The organism is Nitrospirota bacterium (assembly GCA_040757335.1).
Taxonomy (GTDB): domain Bacteria; phylum Nitrospirota; class Nitrospiria; order 2-01-FULL-66-17; family 2-01-FULL-66-17; genus JBFLXB01.
On sequence record JBFLXB010000003.1, the window covers coordinates 26,594 to 42,542 of the forward strand.

Genomic DNA, 15,949 nt, shown 5'->3' on the forward strand with positions numbered 1-15,949 from the left:
AGGCGGGCCGGGACATGTGGTTTATTTATTGTCCTCATCGGTGTAACTTCCTTCGCTCCCCCCTGCACTTCGTAGTCAGCAGGTCGTCGGTTGCTGCCACACCTGGCCGGGGGGACGTTTTATATGGGAGAGCGTCTGATTAGGAGTTGGGTCTGAAACACAGAGCCGAGGGGCGTCCAACCGGACGCCCCTCGCGTTTTCTCATCGACTCGACGTACAATCCCGCCACGCCGCCTTTCCTGTTAGCGTGTGCCGATTCCTGTCTTGAGATCGAGGAACCCGATGGCGTTCGAGCTCTCGAGTCCCGTGATCGGGCCCAACGTACCGATCCCCAAGAAATACACGTGCGACGGGGCCGACCTGTCGATTCCGCTCGAGTGGCGGAACCCCCCAGAAGGCGCGCAGAGCTTTGCGCTGATCGCCGACGACCCGGATGCGCCGGGGCGCACGTGGGTGCACTGGGTGATCCACAACCTTCCTCCCGACGCGCGCAGGCTTCCGGAAGGCGTTCCGACCACGAAAATGCTGCCCGACGGGAGCAGCCAGGGGATGAACGATTTCGGACGACCGGGATACGGCGGACCGTGCCCGCCACCGGGCCGCCCGCACCGCTACGTCTTCACGCTCTACGCGTTGGACGCGATGCTTGCCGCGGACGCGGGGGCATCCAAGGCGTCTCTGCTCAAGGCGATGACGGGACACGTCTTGGGACAAGCTCAGTGGATCCGCCGGTACGGACGCTGACCCCGCCCACGCCCGGGCAGCCGCCTACTCCAGCTCCTTGAGCACTTCCTGCACGTCCGCGGGCACGAGTACGATCTCGATCCGTCGGTTTTCGGCCCGTCCTTCGGGCGTGTCGTTGCTCGCAATCGGTCGGTAAGGACCATAGCCCACGGCCGCCAACTGCGCGCCAGCGACGCCGGCTTCCTCCAGGAAGCGCAGCACGTTGGTTGCGCGCTGGGTGGAGAGCTCCCAGTTGGTGGGGAACCGCTCGCGCAACTTCTCCCCGATCGGGACGTTGTCGGTGGACCCCTCGATTCGAATCTGTTTGTCGGTGACGGTCTTGAGGATATCCCCGACCTTCTTGAGCACACCTTTCCCCGCGGGTTTGATTTCGGCCCGACCAGAGTCGAACAGGACTTTCTCGACCAGGTTGACCGAGAGTCGGTCCCGGATCTGCGTGACTTTGATCTCGCCTTTCTTGATCTCGCCTTCGAGGTCTTTTACGAGGCTGTCGTACGTGCCCTTGAGGCGCTTGATCTCCTCGTCTTTCTGGGCGCTCGTAATCTGGGCTTGTCGCTCCACTACGGCCAGCCGCTCATTGAGCGTCGCCAGCTCCTGCTCGACTCGTTGTTTCTCGGCCCGTTGCACGGCCAGTTCCTCTTCCAAGGTGCTCTTTTGGCTCTCGAGCTCTTTTCGTTGACCGTCGAGCGCGGCCACTTGTTGCTGCAACGTGGCCCGCTCCGCGGCTCCCTGGGATTCGAGCGCGCGATACCTCCCTTTGGAGACGCAGCCGGAAACCAGCACAGCGGTCAATACGAGAACCATCGGCGTGTGTTTGCAACGTGTGTTCATGGTTCCTCCTTGGGTTGAGCTGGGAGGGGACTCCGTGCTAAACGTGCCGGCGTGGACAGCTTTCTCGCGAATCCGATCTGGGTATAGGCCCACCGGTTGACCGGCCACCAGCGGCGCCACGCAATGTCCAAACGGTTCAGGGCCATCACGGCGCGCTCGGCCCGCCCGATGCGGTCCGAGAACTGAAGCCGTTCCGGCCGCGGGATCAAAAAGGAGAAGAAATCGAATCCGTACGTCCGCTCCAGCCTGAAACCGTGGCTCGCGAGCAGGTCGCGCATCTCCTGCCGGCCGAAGGTGTTGAACTCCAGTTGGCGGCCGCGGAATGACCAGGCGTGCGTGTGGCCTCGCTCGGGATCGACCCGCGCGCGACGGCGTTCCTCCGCGTCCCACAGCAGTCCGGGGTGGTACTTGTTGTCGTAGTCCAGCACCAGCAGCGCGCCGGGTCGGCACAGACGGGAGAGTTGCGCGAGCGCCGTGTCGTAGTCCGGGATGTGGCCGATCACGTCACCGTACGCGATCACGCAGTCGAACGAGGCGTCCGGCAACGGCGGCTTAGTGAGGTCCGAACACACGAACCGCACGTTGTGCACGCGTTCGCGCACGGCGCGCTGCTCGGCCAATGCCAGCGCGTCGGGAGACACGTCCAGACCCGTGACGTGTTTGGCGAAGCGGGCGGCGTAGAACGTGTGGTAGCCTTCGCCGCATCCCACATCCAACACCGACTCGTACGGCCCGCCGTGGCGTTGTTGCTCGAAAATTTCGCGTTGGCAGGTGTCGAAGAGTTGGTAGATCCGGATGAAGTACGGGAACTGCGCGAGGTCGAGGCCCGCGATGTTGGCGTAGAACGCCTTGACCTGTTGGACGTGCCGGGCGGGATCCGGCAGCTTGCGATGAGGCGTCAACATCCGCGCGGCATTATACGCAAGACCCGTGTCGAAGTCATTTCGCCAGCACTTTGGCCGTGGTCTTGAAGTGCACTTTGGCGAAGGTCGAGAGCGCCGCTTCCCCCTTGGCGCGCACCAGGCGTTTGGCGGCGGCGTCTACCAGGTCGGAGGCGCCTTTGGGCAGGACCAGGCCCGCTTCCTCGGAGAGCCGGTCGAGTCGCCGCACGAACTCCGCGCGCGCCACGACCGACGCCGCGGCCACTGCCACGTCTTCCTCGGCCCGCGGGCGTTGCTGGAGCTCGATGGCCCGGCCCTTGCGCATCAGCGCGTCTTGAATGAAGCGCTCGTCGCCGAATTGATCGCTGATGGCTCGCGTCGCCGGGCAGCCGGCCTCGAGGAGGTTCTCGATTGCGCGGGCGTGGCCCCAGCCGAGGAGTCGATTGAGGTTCTTCAGCTTGCCGTAGAGTTCGTTGTACTTGGCGGGTCCGATCGCGACCACGCTGGTACGGCAGAGCCCCGGAATGTCCCCGGCCAGGTCCGCGATCGTGCGGTCGGAGAGCCGCTTGCTGTCTCGCACGCCCGAGGCGCGCAACATGGCCGCCGTCTCTTCGTCCACGCAGACCGCGGCGATGACCAGGGGGCCGAAATAGTCGCCCTTGCCCGACTCGTCCACCCCGATCCAGGCGGAGGTCGAGTTCATGGGCATCCCGGGAAACGATGGCCGGCTGGGTGGGGCCGCATGCCGGGCGACTCTAGCAGAAGGGGTTCGGCCGATCAAGGCAAACCGCCTTGCTTTCTCGTCTGGCCCTGTGCTATAAACCGCAGTCCTTGCTCTCGCCACGGTGCGAGGGCTTTAGAGCCAAAAGGAATCCCATCGAAGGAGTTCCATCGCATGGCGGTCTACGAAACCATTTTTATCGTCAAGACCTCGGTCTCCGAGGAAGAGTTGGCGGCGCTCGTCGCCAAGGTTCGCGGGGTCATCGAAAAGCACGGCGGCGAGGTCCTTAAGGTCGAGAACTGGGGCAAAAAGAAGCTCGCGTACGAAGTCCGCAAGGAAAAGAAGGGCACCTACGTGTTCTATCGGTTTCGCGGGCCCGGCGCGGTGGTGTCGGAGTTGGAGCGGCAGTATCGCGTCGAAGACGCGATCATCAAGTTCATCACCGTGAAATGTGATCCCAAGTTGCTCGCGGAAGAGATGGCGCGCGAAAGCGCGGCGAGCCATGCCTCCCCGGGAGGGCACGGAGGCGGGGCGGCCGCGGCGGAGCCCATGACGCCCGCGTGAGCGGCCGCGGCCCGGGAGATCGGACATGGCGAGTTTCAACAAAGTGATCTTGATGGGGAACCTGACCAAGGACCCCGAGATCCGGTACACCCCGAGCGGTACGCCGGTGGCCACGTTCGGGCTCGCCGTGAATCGACGCTACAAACAGGGCGAGGAACTGAAAGACGAGGTGTGTTACATCGACATCGTGGTGTTCGGCAAACAAGCCGAGCACTGCGGACAATACTTGGGCAAGGGACACGGGGTGATCGTGGACGGCCGCCTGCAGCAGCGACGGTGGGAAACCGACGACGGGCAGAAGCGGAGCAAACACGAGGTCGTGGCCCAAACCATCAACTTCCTCCCCAAGCGCACGGATCAAGGCTCTGCGGGCGGTCCGACCGGTGCCGGGAAAACGGCTGCCGCGCCCGAGGCCCAACCGCAGGAGGAGTTCGTGGATCAGGACGTGCCGTTTTGAGCGAGTGTCGCCAACACATCCTTCACCGTTTGCCAGGAGTTGACTACCGATGAGATCCGCATCCCCCGCATCGTCAACCGCTTCCGCCGCGTCGGGCAAGGACTCGCGCGCCGGTGCCGCAGGCGCAGGCGCCGCGTCAGACCGAAAATTTTTCGGGCGGCGGAAGGCGTGCCGGTTCTGCACCGACAAGGTCGTGGGGATCAGTTACAAAGACGTGTCGATGCTCCGAAACTATCTGACCGAACGCGGCAAGATCATGCCGCGGCGCCTCTCCGGGACGTGCGCGCGCCATCAACGCGAATTGACGCTTGCGATCAAGCGCGCCCGCAATATCGCGCTGGTCGCGTTCACCGAAGAGCGCTAGGAGTCCGTCCATGAAAGGCCATCTGCTGCGTTGGCGCTGCGCTTCCGGTCCTCACGTACCTACTGCGTACGCTCCGGTGCGGTGCTCGCGGCGCCTTGCATCTGGCGCTTTCCTGAACGGACTCAAAGCGCCGATTGCTCGGGCAGGCTCCTAGCAAGTCCGCTGCTCGGTTGCGCCGAGCGGCTTCGTGTCAACAATCTCTATCTAAATGGTGTTCAGAAGCCAGATTTCCCGGCGTCCGTGACCGGACATGGCGCGTATCGACAAGAAGACGCTCTGGCTGGTCACCGCCGCCGCGGCGGCCCTCGTGCTCTTGCTCCAGTTCTGCCCCGCCACGCGAGCCCCGACCACGCTCACGCTCAAGACGTCGTCGGGCGTCTTGACCATCGATGTGGTGGACTCGCCGGAACGGCGGTTGTTCGCGTTGGGAATGCTCACGCGGTTTCCGCCGGATCGCGGACTATGGCTCGTGTTCGAAGACACGGAGCGTCCGAGCCTGTGGTCCAAGACCCTCCAGGTTGAAGCGGATCTGTTGTGGCTGGACGACACCCGGCAGATCGTGGATCGAGACCTCAGGGTCCAACCGTGCCCGCAGGCGCCCTGCCCGGACTACACCCCGGACCGCGGGGCGGTCTCGGTGTTGCTGCTTCCGCCGGGTACGGCGGAGGACGCGGCCCTGGCGATGGGACAGACCGCGTTTCTCCGGCCCGGGACCGGCTCGTGACCGTGGGCGGCCGCGCGGCTTGCACGCGTGAGCACGACTTGTTATAGTTGCCGGCGTTGTGAGTCGGCCGATCAAAACCAAGCCCGTTGCACGGAAACGGCCCTCGACCGCGCGCCAACGCCCGGTGCGGGCCGCGAAAGGGGCCGCGAAGGCGGGGGCCGACAAGCGGCCGTCGGTCAACGGCGCGTCGGCGCGCACGTCCAGGGGACCCGAACGGCGGATCGCGGACCGCGCGCCGGTCATGGTCCTGGAAGTCCGGGGCAAATCCTACGACAAGATTTTCGTCGGCTACGCGGAGAACATCAGCCGCAGCGGCTTGTTTCTTTCGGCCGCCAACCCGCCCGCGGTGGGTTCGACATTCCCGGTCGAGTTTGTTCTGCCGGACAATCGGACGTTGGTCCAGTGCACGTGTCGCGTCGTGTGGCAACACCGGTACACGACAAGCGGACGGCCATCCGTGGGCGTGGGAGTCGAATTCCTCGACCTAGACACGCTCAAACGCGCATTGATCGACCAATGGGTGAAGCGAAAACTCGGCGCTGGTCGCCCCTCTGTCGCGCGATCCAACGGCGCATCCAAAGTCCGCCGATAAGAGGGCGTTGCTCCGCAACGGAGCGACCGATGAATCTGATCCGCATCGATCCCGTAAAGAAATGGAGGGGGCAATCCGGCTTTACTCTCATCGAGATCATGATCGTGATGACGATCGTGGGCATCTTGATGACGTTGGCGGAGCCTTCGTATCATGCCCAGATCGTCAAGGCGCGCGAGGCGTCGTTGAAGAAGAGTCTGTTCGTCATGCGCGACGTGATCGACCAGTTCGCGGCGGATCAGGGGCGATATCCGGAGAGCCTGCAGACGTTGGTGGACGAAGGCTATCTGCGCGGGCTGCCGGTGGACCCCTTCACCAAGGCGAGCGATACGTGGATCGAGGTGCGTGAAGACACGGCCGACGCGGAGGATTCGCCCGGGATCTTCGACGTGCACAGCGGCAGCAACCTGGTGGCGTCGAACGGCACGCCGTACAACGAATGGTGAAGGGGCAGAGCGGTTTTTCTTTCCTGTTTGTTCTTTTCGCGCTCGTCTTGGTGGGGCTCAGCATGATGGGGGCCAATAAGCAGTGGGTGACGATGATGAAGCGCGAACGAGAGGCGGAATTGTTGTTTCGGGGGCACCAGTACCGGCGTGCCATCGCGAGCTACGTGGAGTCCGTGCCGGGGGCCCGGCAGTATCCGCTGCGCGTTGAGGATCTCCTGAAAGACCCTCGAAATTCGAAACGCCATTTGCGCGCGGCCTATACCGACCCGATCACCGGAGGGCCGTTTTTCGCGGTTCCGTGTCGCGACCGGATCAAGGGCGTGTATAGTCCGAGCGACGCGATGACGCTCAAACACGACAATTTCCCTCCGGAGTACGAACAGTTCCGCGCCACCGTGTTGCATCGGGAGTGGGTCTTTCTCTACGAGCCCGGCGCGCCTGGATCGCAGCCGGCGCAGCCTGCCCCGCCGGTCGTGCCCGGCCCCAAGGGGCCCGTGGCGGCTCCTCCTGCGCTCGCTCCCATTCCCTGCTGAGGTATGCCCCTCGCCGCGTGGCGCACTCATCCAGCGAGGCGATACCTCCCGGCCACGCTGGCGATTCTGGGGATCGCGGCGGCGCCCTTCGCCCTGATCGCGCTGCTGGGAGAGTCGACATCCTCGAGCGTGGCCCCGGAGATCGTGGGCATCCAGTCGTGGATCAATTCCGAGCCCTTGACCTTGGCCGGTCTGCGCGGCAAGGTGGTGTTGGTGGACTTTTGGACGTACACGTGTATCAACTGCCTGCGGACGATCCCGCATTTGAACGGATGGTACCGGCGCTACCGTGACGACGGTTTGGTGGTAGTCGGCATACACAGCCCTGAATTTGCGTTTGAGCGCGACCCCGAGCGGGTCAAGCGCGAAACCGCCCGCCTGGGAATCACCTATCCGGTGGCGGTGGATAGCGAGAAAAAAACGTGGGGCGCGTACCGCAATCAGTACTGGCCCCACAAATATCTGATCGACCGGGGGGGCAACATCCGGTTCACGCAGATCGGCGAAGGCGGCTACGTGGAAACCGAGTCCCACATCCGCACCCTGTTGGCCGAGGACGGCCGAACCATCGATCCGCTGATGGCGGTGGTGAATCCCGAACCCGTGGAACCCAAGGCCATCGCCACGCCCGAGATTTACTTCGGCTCCTATTTCGGGCAATTCTTGGGTAACCCGCTGGGGCTGCGCAGCCTCGGAGAGGCCGTGTATTCGGAGCCTGCGCGGATCGAGCCCAACCTGTTCTATCTGGTGGGCGCGTGGTCCATCGGCGAGGAGTCCGTGACCGCGGTGAGCTCGGGTGAACACCGCATCCATCTGAAGTATGCGGCCAAGGCCGTGAACTTCGTCGCGGCCGCGCCGGGGCGGGAAATCGGCGTCGAGGTCCTGCTCGACGGTCGGCCGCTCGATCCCGACGAGCAGGGTGCGGACGTGGTGCGCGACGGCCGCGGCCGCACCGTGGTGCGCGTGAGCGAGGGCCGGATGTACCGCTTGATCGATCGCCGCGCGGGCTACGGCACCCATACCGTCACGCTCGTGTTCGACCGGCCCGGGTTGCAGGCCTACACCTTCACGTTCGGATAGGGTGAAAGAACCCGAGGGTCAAAAGCATCTCGCTGCTCGGCCCGTCACCACAGGGCCTGCGCGGCGCCACGCGAGCGAGGATAGGAGGGAGCATGAAAGAGTGGCTGGAACAGCCGGGCTTTTTGAGCCCGTACGGCACGATGGGCGCGGACCTGAGTTTCGCCCTGGCGGTGGGCTTCACCGTCTTGTTCCTGGTGGGGTGGCGCCAGGCAAAACAACGCAAGGGGCAGACGCACCACGTGGTGACGCTCTGGGCGATGTTGGCCATGATCGCCTATTTCGTGGCCTATTACGTGAACCGGGGGCTCGGCGCCCTCGCGTTCGAGGGCGAGGAGGGCTTCGGCGGTCCCCCCGAGCTGTATGACACCCTGTTCAGCCCGCTGCTCACGTTCCATATCCTGGTGGTGACCATCGGGTTGGTCATGGCCGTGTATATGATCGTCCTGGGGTTTCGCACCTCGGTGCGGCAGGGTCAGACCAGGACGTTGACCGCGGGCACTCCCAAGGGCTCCGGGCTCGCGTTTTCCGGATGGATCCTGTTGGCCGCGATCGTGGCGCCGTTGCTGCTGTTCGGGATCCGCATCATGTTCACGGCTCCCACGATCGGCAAGTTCATCGGTTGGGTGTCCACCGGCCTCTTGGTGGGGCTCGGGGTCCTGGCGGCCGAGGGCGTGGGCCGGTTCCTGTATCCGGACGGAGAGCGCCGCCACCGCGCCATCGGCACGTTCACCATGATCCTCTATGTGATCGCCCTGTTGACCAGCACCGTGACCTGGGTGATGTTGTACGTGATCTGGAAGCCGACCATCGGCTGACGGCGGGATGACGGCGCGGACCCGCACGGCGCGCCCCGCGGACATCGGCCCGCCACGCCAAGGCTCTTCCCATTCCCCGTGAATTCGGGTATGATGGCCGCGCTTTTCAGCCTACACATCACCCTATTCCAAGGAGGCACTGGTATGGCTAAGGCAATGACGAAGTCGCAGATTATCGATCATCTGGCAACACGACTTGATCTTCCCAAGAAGACCGTAGTGAGCGGGCTCGAAACCCTGGTGACCCTCGCGTACAAGGAAGCCAAGAACGGATTCACGCTGCCGGGTCTCGGCAAGCTGGTATTGGTCAATCGCAAGGCGCGCATGGGGCGTAATCCCCAGACCGGGGAGGCGATCAAGATCCCCGCAAAGCGCGTGGTGAAATTCCGTGTGGCCAAGGCTGCTAAAGACGCGATCCTGGGGGGGCGGTAACCCGTATTCACGCCTTCAGGCATTGCAGGATCGGCTTGAAATCTCAAGCCGGATTGACGAGAATAGCCACGTGTTGCGAAGCGTGAGATGACGGCTCCCAACGACTTAAAGACCATTCTGGGAAAACTCCAGTTTCCCGACGATGCGCAGGTCATGCGTCAGATCGTGGATCAGACGCTGCAGGTCAAGCTGCGCATGGGGCGGATCAAGCGCAAGATCGTGGTCATGAGCGGCAAGGGCGGCGTGGGCAAAAGCATGTCCACCGTCAACCTCGCGCTCGGGTTCGCACGCAAGGCCGACCGGGTCGGCGTGTTGGACGTGGACCTCAATGGCCCGTGTGTGCCCAAGATGCTGGGCATCGGGGGGAAGCGGTTCGAGCTGACGCCCGAGGGAGCCCTCCCGCCCCTCGGCCCGCTGGGCATTAAAGTCGCCTCCATGGATTTCTTCCTCCGCGAACACGCGCCCGTGCGGTGGAAGGGGTCGATCGAATTGAGTCCGGTCTGGTTGGGCATGTTGGAAATGAACGTTATTCGGGAATTGTTGGCGGACATTGCGTGGGGGGAACTCGATATCTTGCTCGCCGATCTCCCTCCAGGGGCCGCCGCGGACAAGCCGCCGGCCCTGGCCAATTTTCTTCCGGATCTTGACGGCGCCGTGATCATCACCACCCCGTCCGAGGTGACCACCGACGTGGTGCGAAAATCCGTCCTCTACGCGCGCGACGTGGGGATTCCGGTGATCGGCCTCATCGAGAATATGAGCGGGTATCACTGTCCTCAGTGTGGACACGAAAGCGATCTGTTTGCCGGCAGCGTGGAAGCGCTGGCCGCGGAGTTGGACGTGCCGCTGTTGGGCAAGATCCCGTTCGATCGGGACCTGAGCCAGCGATGCGACAGCGGTAACCCCTTGACCGATTCCAGTCATCCCATGGCCCGCCGATTTGACGAGATCGTCCAGCGGATCGTCGACTGTCTGAATTTCAGGGAGATCGTGGCGCAACGGTTGTAGCCCGCGCGTTGTGCGGGCGTGGTTTGGAGGACGCGATGAAGTTCGTGTGCATGAACTGCGAGACCTTCATGCTGTTTCAGAAGGTCGAGAAACCCGGCGAAGGGTCGCTCGGCGTGGAGTTTCTCTGTCCGTCGTGCAAGGCAAGGTTTTCGATGGTCACCAACCCCGGCGAGACCCAGATGGTCCAAGCCTTGGGCGTGAAAATCGGCGGACGCACCACGGCTCCCGAAGCGTTTGAATTGACCCGCGGCACGCTCAAAGAAGGCGCGGAGTGTCCGGTTCCCGGCGCAGCCGCAATGGCGGCTCCTGCGATGACCAGCGGAGCAGTCACGAGCGAGAGCGGGGCCGGGAGTTGTCCCTTTTCATCCATGGTGGCATCCATGGGCGCGGGTGGCGCCGAACAATCAACCGCGCTGGAATGGTCAGCCGAAGCTCTCGAGCGATTGGCCAAGATCCCGGACTTCGTGCGTCCGACCGTCAAGATGGAGGTCGAAGCCTATGCCCGCCAAGCAGGCGAGACGTTCGTGACGCAGGCCATGCTCGATAAATATAAAACCGCGCCCGGAAGCCTCACCTGGTCTTCCGAAGCCTCCAAGCGCCTGGAGAACATTCCCTTCTTCATCCGCCCGATGGCCAAAAAGGAGATCGAGCGCCTGGCGCGGGAAGAGGGCCGAACGGAGGTGACCGTCGAGGTCATGGACCACGCCAAGACGGCATTCGCGAAATTTATGGGCGGCTAAGGGCCGGTTCTTGAGAGATTTGCTTGCTCAGAAATCCCCTTCCCCCCTTGCGGGGGAAGGATGGGATGGAGGCTACCAGGCCCGATGATGGCATGCCCCCGGTCGATGCGGACACCGTCTCCGTAGGCGCCCCCACCCTGCCCCTCCCCCGCATGGGGGGAGGGAAATCTCAAGCTGAGGTGAGCCAACGGCTCATGGTCACTAATGGAATTGGCTCCACTTACACGGTCCTCTGACGCTATTTCCTTTATCAAGTCGCTGGAACAGGAAATCTTGGCGCACGAGGCCGTGCGGCATCCGTTTCTCGCGCGGTTCGCTTCGGAGCCACTGACCGTGGCGCAGGTTCGCGCGTTCGGGCTCCAGCACTATCAGCTCGTCAAAGTCTTTACCACCTATATGACGAATCTGCTGCCGAAGATTCCGGATCGCGACGCGGCGGAGTTGTTTCGCCACGTGTTCGACGATGAGTTCGGAGCGGTCAGCGGGCGATCCGCTGCGGTGGGCCAAGCCACGATCTTTCGCAGCCACGTGCACCTGTATCGCGATTTCTTGTCCGCGCTCGGGGTGCAAGAAGAGGAGTGGGGTCGGGTCAAGCCTTTGGCCGAGACCGAGGCGTACATCAGGGGCCACCTCGCGCTGACGCGGGACGCGGATTTCCGAGTCGGCCTCGGCGCCGTGGGGCCGGGCCATGAATTTTCCATTCCCACCATGTTTCAGTCATTGGTCGCGGGGATCCGGCGCAATACCGACTTGAGCGACAAGCAGATCGAGTACTTCACGTTACACATCGAAGAAGACGTGGAGCACGCCGAGGTCTTCAATTCGCTGATCGCGCGCCACGCCGGGACCGAGGAAGGGCGGTCGCTCATTCGCGAGGGCGCCATGCGTTCCCTGAAACGGCGCACGCTGTTCTGGGACGGGCTGTCTCGACACGTGTTTGGCCCCGTGCCCAGCGGAGAAGGAGGACGAGCATGAGCCAATCGTCCGACACCCAGATCGTGTGGAGCGAAGCCGCGATGGAGCGGCTGAAACTCGCCCCGATTTTTTTGCGCGGCATGGTCAAGAAGCTGGCCGAGAAAAAGGCCCGCGAGCTGGGGATTGCGGTGATCACGGCGGAACATCTGGCCGAGTGGAAGAACACCTCGATGGGCGGCATGGGCGGGGAGGCGGGTCTGAAGGAAGCCGCGGACCAGATCGCCAAGGGACAGCTCCCGTGGACCCAGGCGGCCAAGCAGCGCCTGGCAACCGCGCCCGGGTTCATGCAGGACATGGTCCGGCGGATCGCGGAAGACGTCGCGCGCGAACGCGGACACATGGAGGTCAACGTCGAGTTGCTGGAGAAGGTCGAAGAGCTCGGCGCGCTCGACGACGCGAAACCGCGTGAAGAAATGCCGTGGACCGAGGGCGCCACGGCCAAGCTGATGAAAAAGGTGGAAGGCACACCGCCCATGGCCACCGAATTCGTGGTCCAGATGCTCAAAGCCGACGCGGAGGACCTGGCGCGCAGCCTGGGGGTGTCCGAGATGACGGAAGACGCGCTGACCAAGGTTTGGGAAACGCCGCAGAGCGACGTGCGCTGGAGCGAAGAGGCGTGGGCGCGGCTACAGACCTCGCCGGATTTCGTGCGCAGCGGCATCAAGAAGGCCGCGGAACGGCGGGCGCGCAAGGCGGGCGCCACGGTCATCACCTCGGAACTGCTGACCAAGTTTCGCAACGAGGCCATGATGAAGGCCGTGATGCGGATCCGCAAACTGGGCTACACCGAGCTCACGTTCGACGCGTTCGACAAGGCCAAACAAGAGGTCAAACGCCTCCAGGGCAATGAACAGGCGGAGAGCCGATTGGAAGAGATCCGCGCGTACATGAAGAAAAAGCCCCATGTCGGCGTGCTCGGCGAGGAACTAATGACGCGTTTCCGGAAATACCTCAGAGGCGAAGGAGATCTCAAGATTGGTTCTTAAGTGCCTGTCCGAGTCATCGATCAGCTGAGCCCGTTCAGGCTGCTCAAAAAGTTCCGGCTGCAAGGCCGCAGGGAGGAGGAAACCGGAGCGTACTGGGTCGTACGTGAGGATTTCCGACGACCGAGAACGCCGCAGACGGACTTTTTCAGCAGCCTGCTGGAGCGCTCCCGTGCATGAGAGCGCCGACCACGGCGGCCCACTCCAGCGCTTCGGCGTGTCGATCGAATCCCACCTGCTGGAGCGCTTTGATCGCGTCATCGAGCAAAAAGGCTACACCAACCGCTCCGAGGCAATCCGCGACCTGATCCGCGATTCCCTCGTCGAACAGCAGTGGGACGAAAACCGCGACATTATCGGGACCATCACCATTGTCTACGATCACGAGGTCCGCGAGCTCTCGGACACGCTGACGGACCTCCAGCACCAGCACCAGAAACTCTTCCGCTCCACCCTCCACATCCACCTGGACGAGCACAACTGCCTGGAAGTGCTGGTAGTCCAGGGCAAAAGTAAAGACGTGAAGTACGTGGCCGATCGCCTGATCGGCACCAAGGGCGTCAAGCACGGCAAGTTCACGATGACGACGACCGGGAAAGATCTCTAGTCTAGTCAAAGGCCTGCTCCGGGCCCCAGATTCCCTAGCTGCTTATAAGTCTAAAATCCCCTATTTTCTGAGCGATTCGCTCTTCTAGTAGCACGAAAATAAAATTGTTGACACGGAAGGTGCAGTGGTGCTATTTATTTTACATACGTAGCACCAAGAGAGGCGATGATGCAGGTGCGATGCTGCTTGTGGGGAATGGCGGTGACGATGGTGGCAATGCTTGGTGTGGGCTCACCGAGCATCGCCGCGGACGACGACGTGTGGAAAGAGATCGAGGGGCTGAAAACGCGCCTAAGGGCGCTAGAGGAGGGGAGCGGCGCTGCAGAACCCTTCCAGGGCGAGGCCGCAGGTCACAGGCCCCACCCGCTGCACTCGCTGGCGAAAACAACCCTCGACGGAGACATCACCATGATCGGCCAAACGACCCCGTCAGTTGCCCCGGGCCCGCAATCGGAGGGCACCATGTCGGTAGACTTGTTCTTTGAACATCAGGTTAGTGACGCCGGGCTGGTGCTGCTGCACCTCGATGTAGCTCAGGGACAGGGGTTTCAGTTTTTCCCGGTATTTGTCGCGCCGAACGGGAATCCGACTGGTTCAAACAACGACATCGAAACGTTCGATGGTCAGACGGCGATCCACCTGGCTCAAGCGTACTATCACCACCATTGGTTCACGAAGCGGGTCGAATTGACCATCGGCCAGTACGACCCTACGGCCTTCTTCGACACCAATGCCTACGCGAACAGCGAGCGCACGCAGTTTGTCGCTCCGGCGTTTGGGACGAATCCGGCGCTCGAATTCGGAGGAACCGGCAACTTCTACGGATTCGGAGGCGTGTTGGAGATTCGACCGGTCGAGCCCCTCACAATGATTCTCGGCGTGATGGAGGGTGACGGTGATTACCGCGAGATGTTTACCCGGCCGTGGTCAATTGCAGAGGTGGATCTTGACCTGGACGCGTTCGGCCGCGAAGGCACGTACCGGTTTTTCGTGTGGGCAAACCATCGCCATCACGAGCCGGCGTTTTCACTCGATCCGGATTTTCGGAACCGCGGCTGGGGTTTCAATTTCGACCAGGCGGTTTCCGCGCACGTCGGGATCTGGGCACGCTTCGGCGTCCAGGACGACCGGGTGGCGTTTTTCGATCGGTCGGCGTCCGTCGGGGTGCAGCTGGGAGGCGGAGGTATCGGGCGTCCGCACGACGCGTTCGGCGTGGGATACGGCCTCACGATGATCGGTGACGAGTACCAGGCGTCGCAGGCCGCGGCCGGGGCCCCGCAGTTCGACGCAAACGAAGGGTATCTTGAGGCCTATTACCGGTATGTGCTATCAGGGGATGGCGAGCGGATCGGCGTGGCCGTGTCTCCCGACGTGCAGTATGCCACGAACGCGGGCGGCGATCGGTCGATCGACCCGATCATGGTGTACGGGGTGAGGTTTCAGGCGTTCTTTTAGATAGGGGAGGCAGCGCATGTTCTCGATCAGGTCGTGTCAAAGGGTTCTCAGCCTCACGGTACTCGCCGCGGTGATCGTCGCAGCGCCGACGCTTGCGGCGGACACGGGGAAGAAGATCAAAGTGCTCACCACCGTGGCGCCGGTCACGAATATCGTACGCAACGTGGCCGGTTCGAACGTGGAACTGCATGGGTTGATACCGGAAGGATCCGACTCGCACACGTTCGAGCCGGTGCCCAGCGACGTGAAGTACATCGCCCAGGCCGACCTGATCATCGTCAACGGTTTGCACCTCGAAACACCGACCATGCACCTGACCGAGGCGAACAAGAAGAAGTCGGCCATGGTGGTCCGGTTGGCCGACCAGACGATCTCGCGCAAAGAGTGGGTCTTTGATTTCTCGTTCCCGGAAGATAAGGGCGATCCCAACCCCCACCTGTGGCTCAATGTGGCGCACGCCATGAAGTACGCGGAGCTGGTGCGTGAAGCTCTCGTGAAGGTTGATTCCGCCAACACGGCGGCCTACGATGCGAACACCGCGGCATACCTGGCCAAGCTCAAGCAGCTTGACGAGGCGATCCTGGCCACAATGAAGACGATCCCCGAAAGAAATCGGAAACTCGTGACGTACCACGACTCGTGGGCGTATTTTTGTCCGCGTTACGGGTGCAAGGTGATCGGCGCGGTCCAGCCCTCGGACTTCGCCCAGCCCACGCCCCAGGACATGGTGGCGTTGATCAAACAACTGAAAGCAGAAGCCGTACCCGCGATTTTCGGTTCCGAAGTTTTCCCCAGCAAGGTGTTGGATCAGATCGGCCGAGAGGCGGGGGTAAGGTTCATCGACACGTTGCGCGACGATGATTTGCCAGGAGAACTCGACTCCCCGGAACATACCTACGTTGGCATGATGAAGGAGAACGTCGAAACCATGGCGCGGGTGCTGGGGGGCGACTCGTCCTTGATGAAGAACATCGATCCTGCCAACGTGGGACGCTGA

The 15,949-nt window shown here is 62.7% G+C and carries 20 protein-coding genes and 1 pseudogene; 18 read left to right on the top strand and 3 right to left on the bottom strand.

All coding sequences use genetic code 11. The annotated features are described in order from the left end of the window. Window positions 1–282: 282 nt before the first annotated feature. Window positions 283–744, top strand: a complete 462-nt coding sequence (locus AB1451_02860; GenBank protein ID MEW6681848.1) for a YbhB/YbcL family Raf kinase inhibitor-like protein — start codon at window positions 283–285, stop codon at window positions 742–744. A gap of 24 nt (window positions 745–768) precedes the next feature. On the opposite strand, the gene AB1451_02865 is transcribed toward AB1451_02860, so the two are convergent. The 3 genes from AB1451_02865 to rnhC are packed head-to-tail and all read right to left on the bottom strand — an operon-like array spanning window position 769 to window position 3,159. Further along, complete coding sequence (locus AB1451_02865; GenBank protein ID MEW6681849.1) at window positions 769–1,575, bottom strand: OmpA family protein; 807 nt, start codon at window positions 1,573–1,575, stop codon at window positions 769–771. Continuing rightward, window positions 1,572–2,480, bottom strand: coding sequence for a class I SAM-dependent methyltransferase (locus tag AB1451_02870; GenBank protein MEW6681850.1), 909 nt, complete (start codon window positions 2,478–2,480; stop codon window positions 1,572–1,574). Before AB1451_02870 ends, AB1451_02865 begins: the two co-directional genes overlap by 4 nt. Before the next feature lie 34 nt (window positions 2,481–2,514). After that, window positions 2,515–3,159 (bottom strand): ribonuclease HIII, encoded by a 645-nt coding sequence (gene rnhC, locus AB1451_02875; GenBank protein MEW6681851.1) that lies wholly within the window; start codon window positions 3,157–3,159, stop codon window positions 2,515–2,517. A 192-nt stretch (window positions 3,160–3,351) separates the two neighbouring features. Here rnhC and rpsF point away from each other — a divergent pair, with 192 nt between their 5' ends. From rpsF to AB1451_02960, 17 genes and pseudogenes are all read left to right on the top strand, one after another. Continuing rightward, on the top strand, window positions 3,352–3,741 hold the full coding sequence (gene rpsF / locus AB1451_02880; GenBank protein MEW6681852.1) for a 30S ribosomal protein S6: 390 nt from the start codon (window positions 3,352–3,354) through the stop codon (window positions 3,739–3,741). Between the two features lie 25 nt (window positions 3,742–3,766). After that, window positions 3,767–4,198, top strand: coding sequence for a single-stranded DNA-binding protein (locus AB1451_02885; GenBank protein MEW6681853.1), 432 nt, complete (start codon window positions 3,767–3,769; stop codon window positions 4,196–4,198). Between the two features lie 157 nt (window positions 4,199–4,355). After that, window positions 4,356–4,562: pseudogene (gene rpsR, locus AB1451_02890) on the top strand (30S ribosomal protein S18). 250 nt (window positions 4,563–4,812) lie between these two features. Beyond that, window positions 4,813–5,286 (top strand): DUF192 domain-containing protein, encoded by a 474-nt coding sequence (locus AB1451_02895; protein ID MEW6681854.1) that lies wholly within the window; start codon window positions 4,813–4,815, stop codon window positions 5,284–5,286. Window positions 5,287–5,344: 58 nt separating this feature from the next. After that, window positions 5,345–5,878 carry a PilZ domain-containing protein gene (locus AB1451_02900; protein MEW6681855.1) on the top strand — a complete coding sequence of 178 codons (534 nt, stop codon included), beginning with the start codon at window positions 5,345–5,347 and terminating at the stop codon, window positions 5,876–5,878. 29 nt (window positions 5,879–5,907) lie between these two features. Beyond that, a complete protein-coding gene (locus AB1451_02905; GenBank protein ID MEW6681856.1) occupies window positions 5,908–6,324 on the top strand; it encodes a prepilin-type N-terminal cleavage/methylation domain-containing protein in 417 nt (138 codons plus the stop codon). Between the two features lie 62 nt (window positions 6,325–6,386). Further along, on the top strand, window positions 6,387–6,857 hold the full coding sequence (locus AB1451_02910; protein MEW6681857.1) for a type II secretion system protein: 471 nt from the start codon (window positions 6,387–6,389) through the stop codon (window positions 6,855–6,857). 3 nt (window positions 6,858–6,860) lie between these two features. Then, window positions 6,861–7,937 carry a thioredoxin family protein gene (locus tag AB1451_02915; GenBank protein ID MEW6681858.1) on the top strand — a complete coding sequence of 359 codons (1,077 nt, stop codon included), beginning with the start codon at window positions 6,861–6,863 and terminating at the stop codon, window positions 7,935–7,937. A 92-nt stretch (window positions 7,938–8,029) separates the two neighbouring features. Continuing rightward, on the top strand, window positions 8,030–8,752 hold the full coding sequence (locus tag AB1451_02920) for a DUF420 domain-containing protein (GenBank protein ID MEW6681859.1): 723 nt from the start codon (window positions 8,030–8,032) through the stop codon (window positions 8,750–8,752). A 144-nt stretch (window positions 8,753–8,896) separates the two neighbouring features. After that, window positions 8,897–9,184 (top strand): HU family DNA-binding protein, encoded by a 288-nt coding sequence (locus AB1451_02925; protein MEW6681860.1) that lies wholly within the window; start codon window positions 8,897–8,899, stop codon window positions 9,182–9,184. Window positions 9,185–9,271: 87 nt separating this feature from the next. Continuing rightward, window positions 9,272–10,192, top strand: coding sequence for an Mrp/NBP35 family ATP-binding protein (locus AB1451_02930; GenBank protein ID MEW6681861.1), 921 nt, complete (start codon window positions 9,272–9,274; stop codon window positions 10,190–10,192). 35 nt (window positions 10,193–10,227) lie between these two features. Next, entirely contained in the window at window positions 10,228–10,932 is a 705-nt protein-coding gene (locus AB1451_02935; GenBank protein MEW6681862.1) for a PCP reductase family protein, read from the top strand. A 204-nt stretch (window positions 10,933–11,136) separates the two neighbouring features. Further along, entirely contained in the window at window positions 11,137–11,907 is a 771-nt protein-coding gene (locus tag AB1451_02940; protein MEW6681863.1) for an iron-containing redox enzyme family protein, read from the top strand. Further along, on the top strand, window positions 11,904–12,893 hold the full coding sequence (locus AB1451_02945) for a PCP reductase family protein (GenBank protein MEW6681864.1): 990 nt from the start codon (window positions 11,904–11,906) through the stop codon (window positions 12,891–12,893). The genes AB1451_02940 and AB1451_02945 overlap by 4 nt, the downstream gene beginning before the upstream one ends. A 169-nt stretch (window positions 12,894–13,062) precedes the next feature. Then, a complete protein-coding gene (gene nikR / locus AB1451_02950; GenBank protein MEW6681865.1) occupies window positions 13,063–13,497 on the top strand; it encodes a nickel-responsive transcriptional regulator NikR in 435 nt (144 codons plus the stop codon). A 207-nt stretch (window positions 13,498–13,704) separates the two neighbouring features. After that, the gene (locus AB1451_02955; protein MEW6681866.1) at window positions 13,705–14,952 is read left to right on the top strand and encodes a carbohydrate porin; all 1,248 of its coding nucleotides are present in this window, start codon (window positions 13,705–13,707) and stop codon (window positions 14,950–14,952) included. 16 nt (window positions 14,953–14,968) lie between these two features. Next, complete coding sequence (locus AB1451_02960) at window positions 14,969–15,949, top strand: metal ABC transporter substrate-binding protein (GenBank protein ID MEW6681867.1); 981 nt, start codon at window positions 14,969–14,971, stop codon at window positions 15,947–15,949.

What these genes read in the sequence shown, in the direction of transcription:
- AB1451_02945 (MEW6681864.1), top strand. Translation starts at nt 11,904, where the DNA reads ATGAGCCAATCGTCCGACACCCAGATCGTGTGGAGCGAAGCCGCGATG.
- AB1451_02885 (MEW6681853.1), top strand. Translation starts at nt 3,767, where the DNA reads ATGGCGAGTTTCAACAAAGTGATCTTGATGGGGAACCTGACCAAGGAC.
- AB1451_02860 (MEW6681848.1), top strand. Translation starts at nt 283, where the DNA reads ATGGCGTTCGAGCTCTCGAGTCCCGTGATCGGGCCCAACGTACCGATC.
- AB1451_02955 (MEW6681866.1), top strand. Translation starts at nt 13,705, where the DNA reads ATGGTGGCAATGCTTGGTGTGGGCTCACCGAGCATCGCCGCGGACGAC.
- rnhC (MEW6681851.1), bottom strand. Translation starts at nt 3,159, where the DNA reads ATGAACTCGACCTCCGCCTGGATCGGGGTGGACGAGTCGGGCAAGGGC.
- AB1451_02920 (MEW6681859.1), top strand. Translation starts at nt 8,030, where the DNA reads ATGAAAGAGTGGCTGGAACAGCCGGGCTTTTTGAGCCCGTACGGCACG.
- rpsF (MEW6681852.1), top strand. Translation starts at nt 3,352, where the DNA reads ATGGCGGTCTACGAAACCATTTTTATCGTCAAGACCTCGGTCTCCGAG.
- AB1451_02935 (MEW6681862.1), top strand. Translation starts at nt 10,228, where the DNA reads ATGAAGTTCGTGTGCATGAACTGCGAGACCTTCATGCTGTTTCAGAAG.
- AB1451_02960 (MEW6681867.1), top strand. Translation starts at nt 14,969, where the DNA reads ATGTTCTCGATCAGGTCGTGTCAAAGGGTTCTCAGCCTCACGGTACTC.
- AB1451_02940 (MEW6681863.1), top strand. Translation starts at nt 11,137, where the DNA reads ATGGAATTGGCTCCACTTACACGGTCCTCTGACGCTATTTCCTTTATC.
- AB1451_02930 (MEW6681861.1), top strand. Translation starts at nt 9,272, where the DNA reads ATGACGGCTCCCAACGACTTAAAGACCATTCTGGGAAAACTCCAGTTT.
- AB1451_02905 (MEW6681856.1), top strand. Translation starts at nt 5,908, where the DNA reads ATGAATCTGATCCGCATCGATCCCGTAAAGAAATGGAGGGGGCAATCC.
- AB1451_02915 (MEW6681858.1), top strand. Translation starts at nt 6,861, where the DNA reads ATGCCCCTCGCCGCGTGGCGCACTCATCCAGCGAGGCGATACCTCCCG.
- AB1451_02910 (MEW6681857.1), top strand. Translation starts at nt 6,387, where the DNA reads ATGATGGGGGCCAATAAGCAGTGGGTGACGATGATGAAGCGCGAACGA.
- AB1451_02925 (MEW6681860.1), top strand. Translation starts at nt 8,897, where the DNA reads ATGGCTAAGGCAATGACGAAGTCGCAGATTATCGATCATCTGGCAACA.
- AB1451_02870 (MEW6681850.1), bottom strand. Translation starts at nt 2,480, where the DNA reads ATGTTGACGCCTCATCGCAAGCTGCCGGATCCCGCCCGGCACGTCCAA.
- AB1451_02865 (MEW6681849.1), bottom strand. Translation starts at nt 1,575, where the DNA reads ATGAACACACGTTGCAAACACACGCCGATGGTTCTCGTATTGACCGCT.
- AB1451_02895 (MEW6681854.1), top strand. Translation starts at nt 4,813, where the DNA reads ATGGCGCGTATCGACAAGAAGACGCTCTGGCTGGTCACCGCCGCCGCG.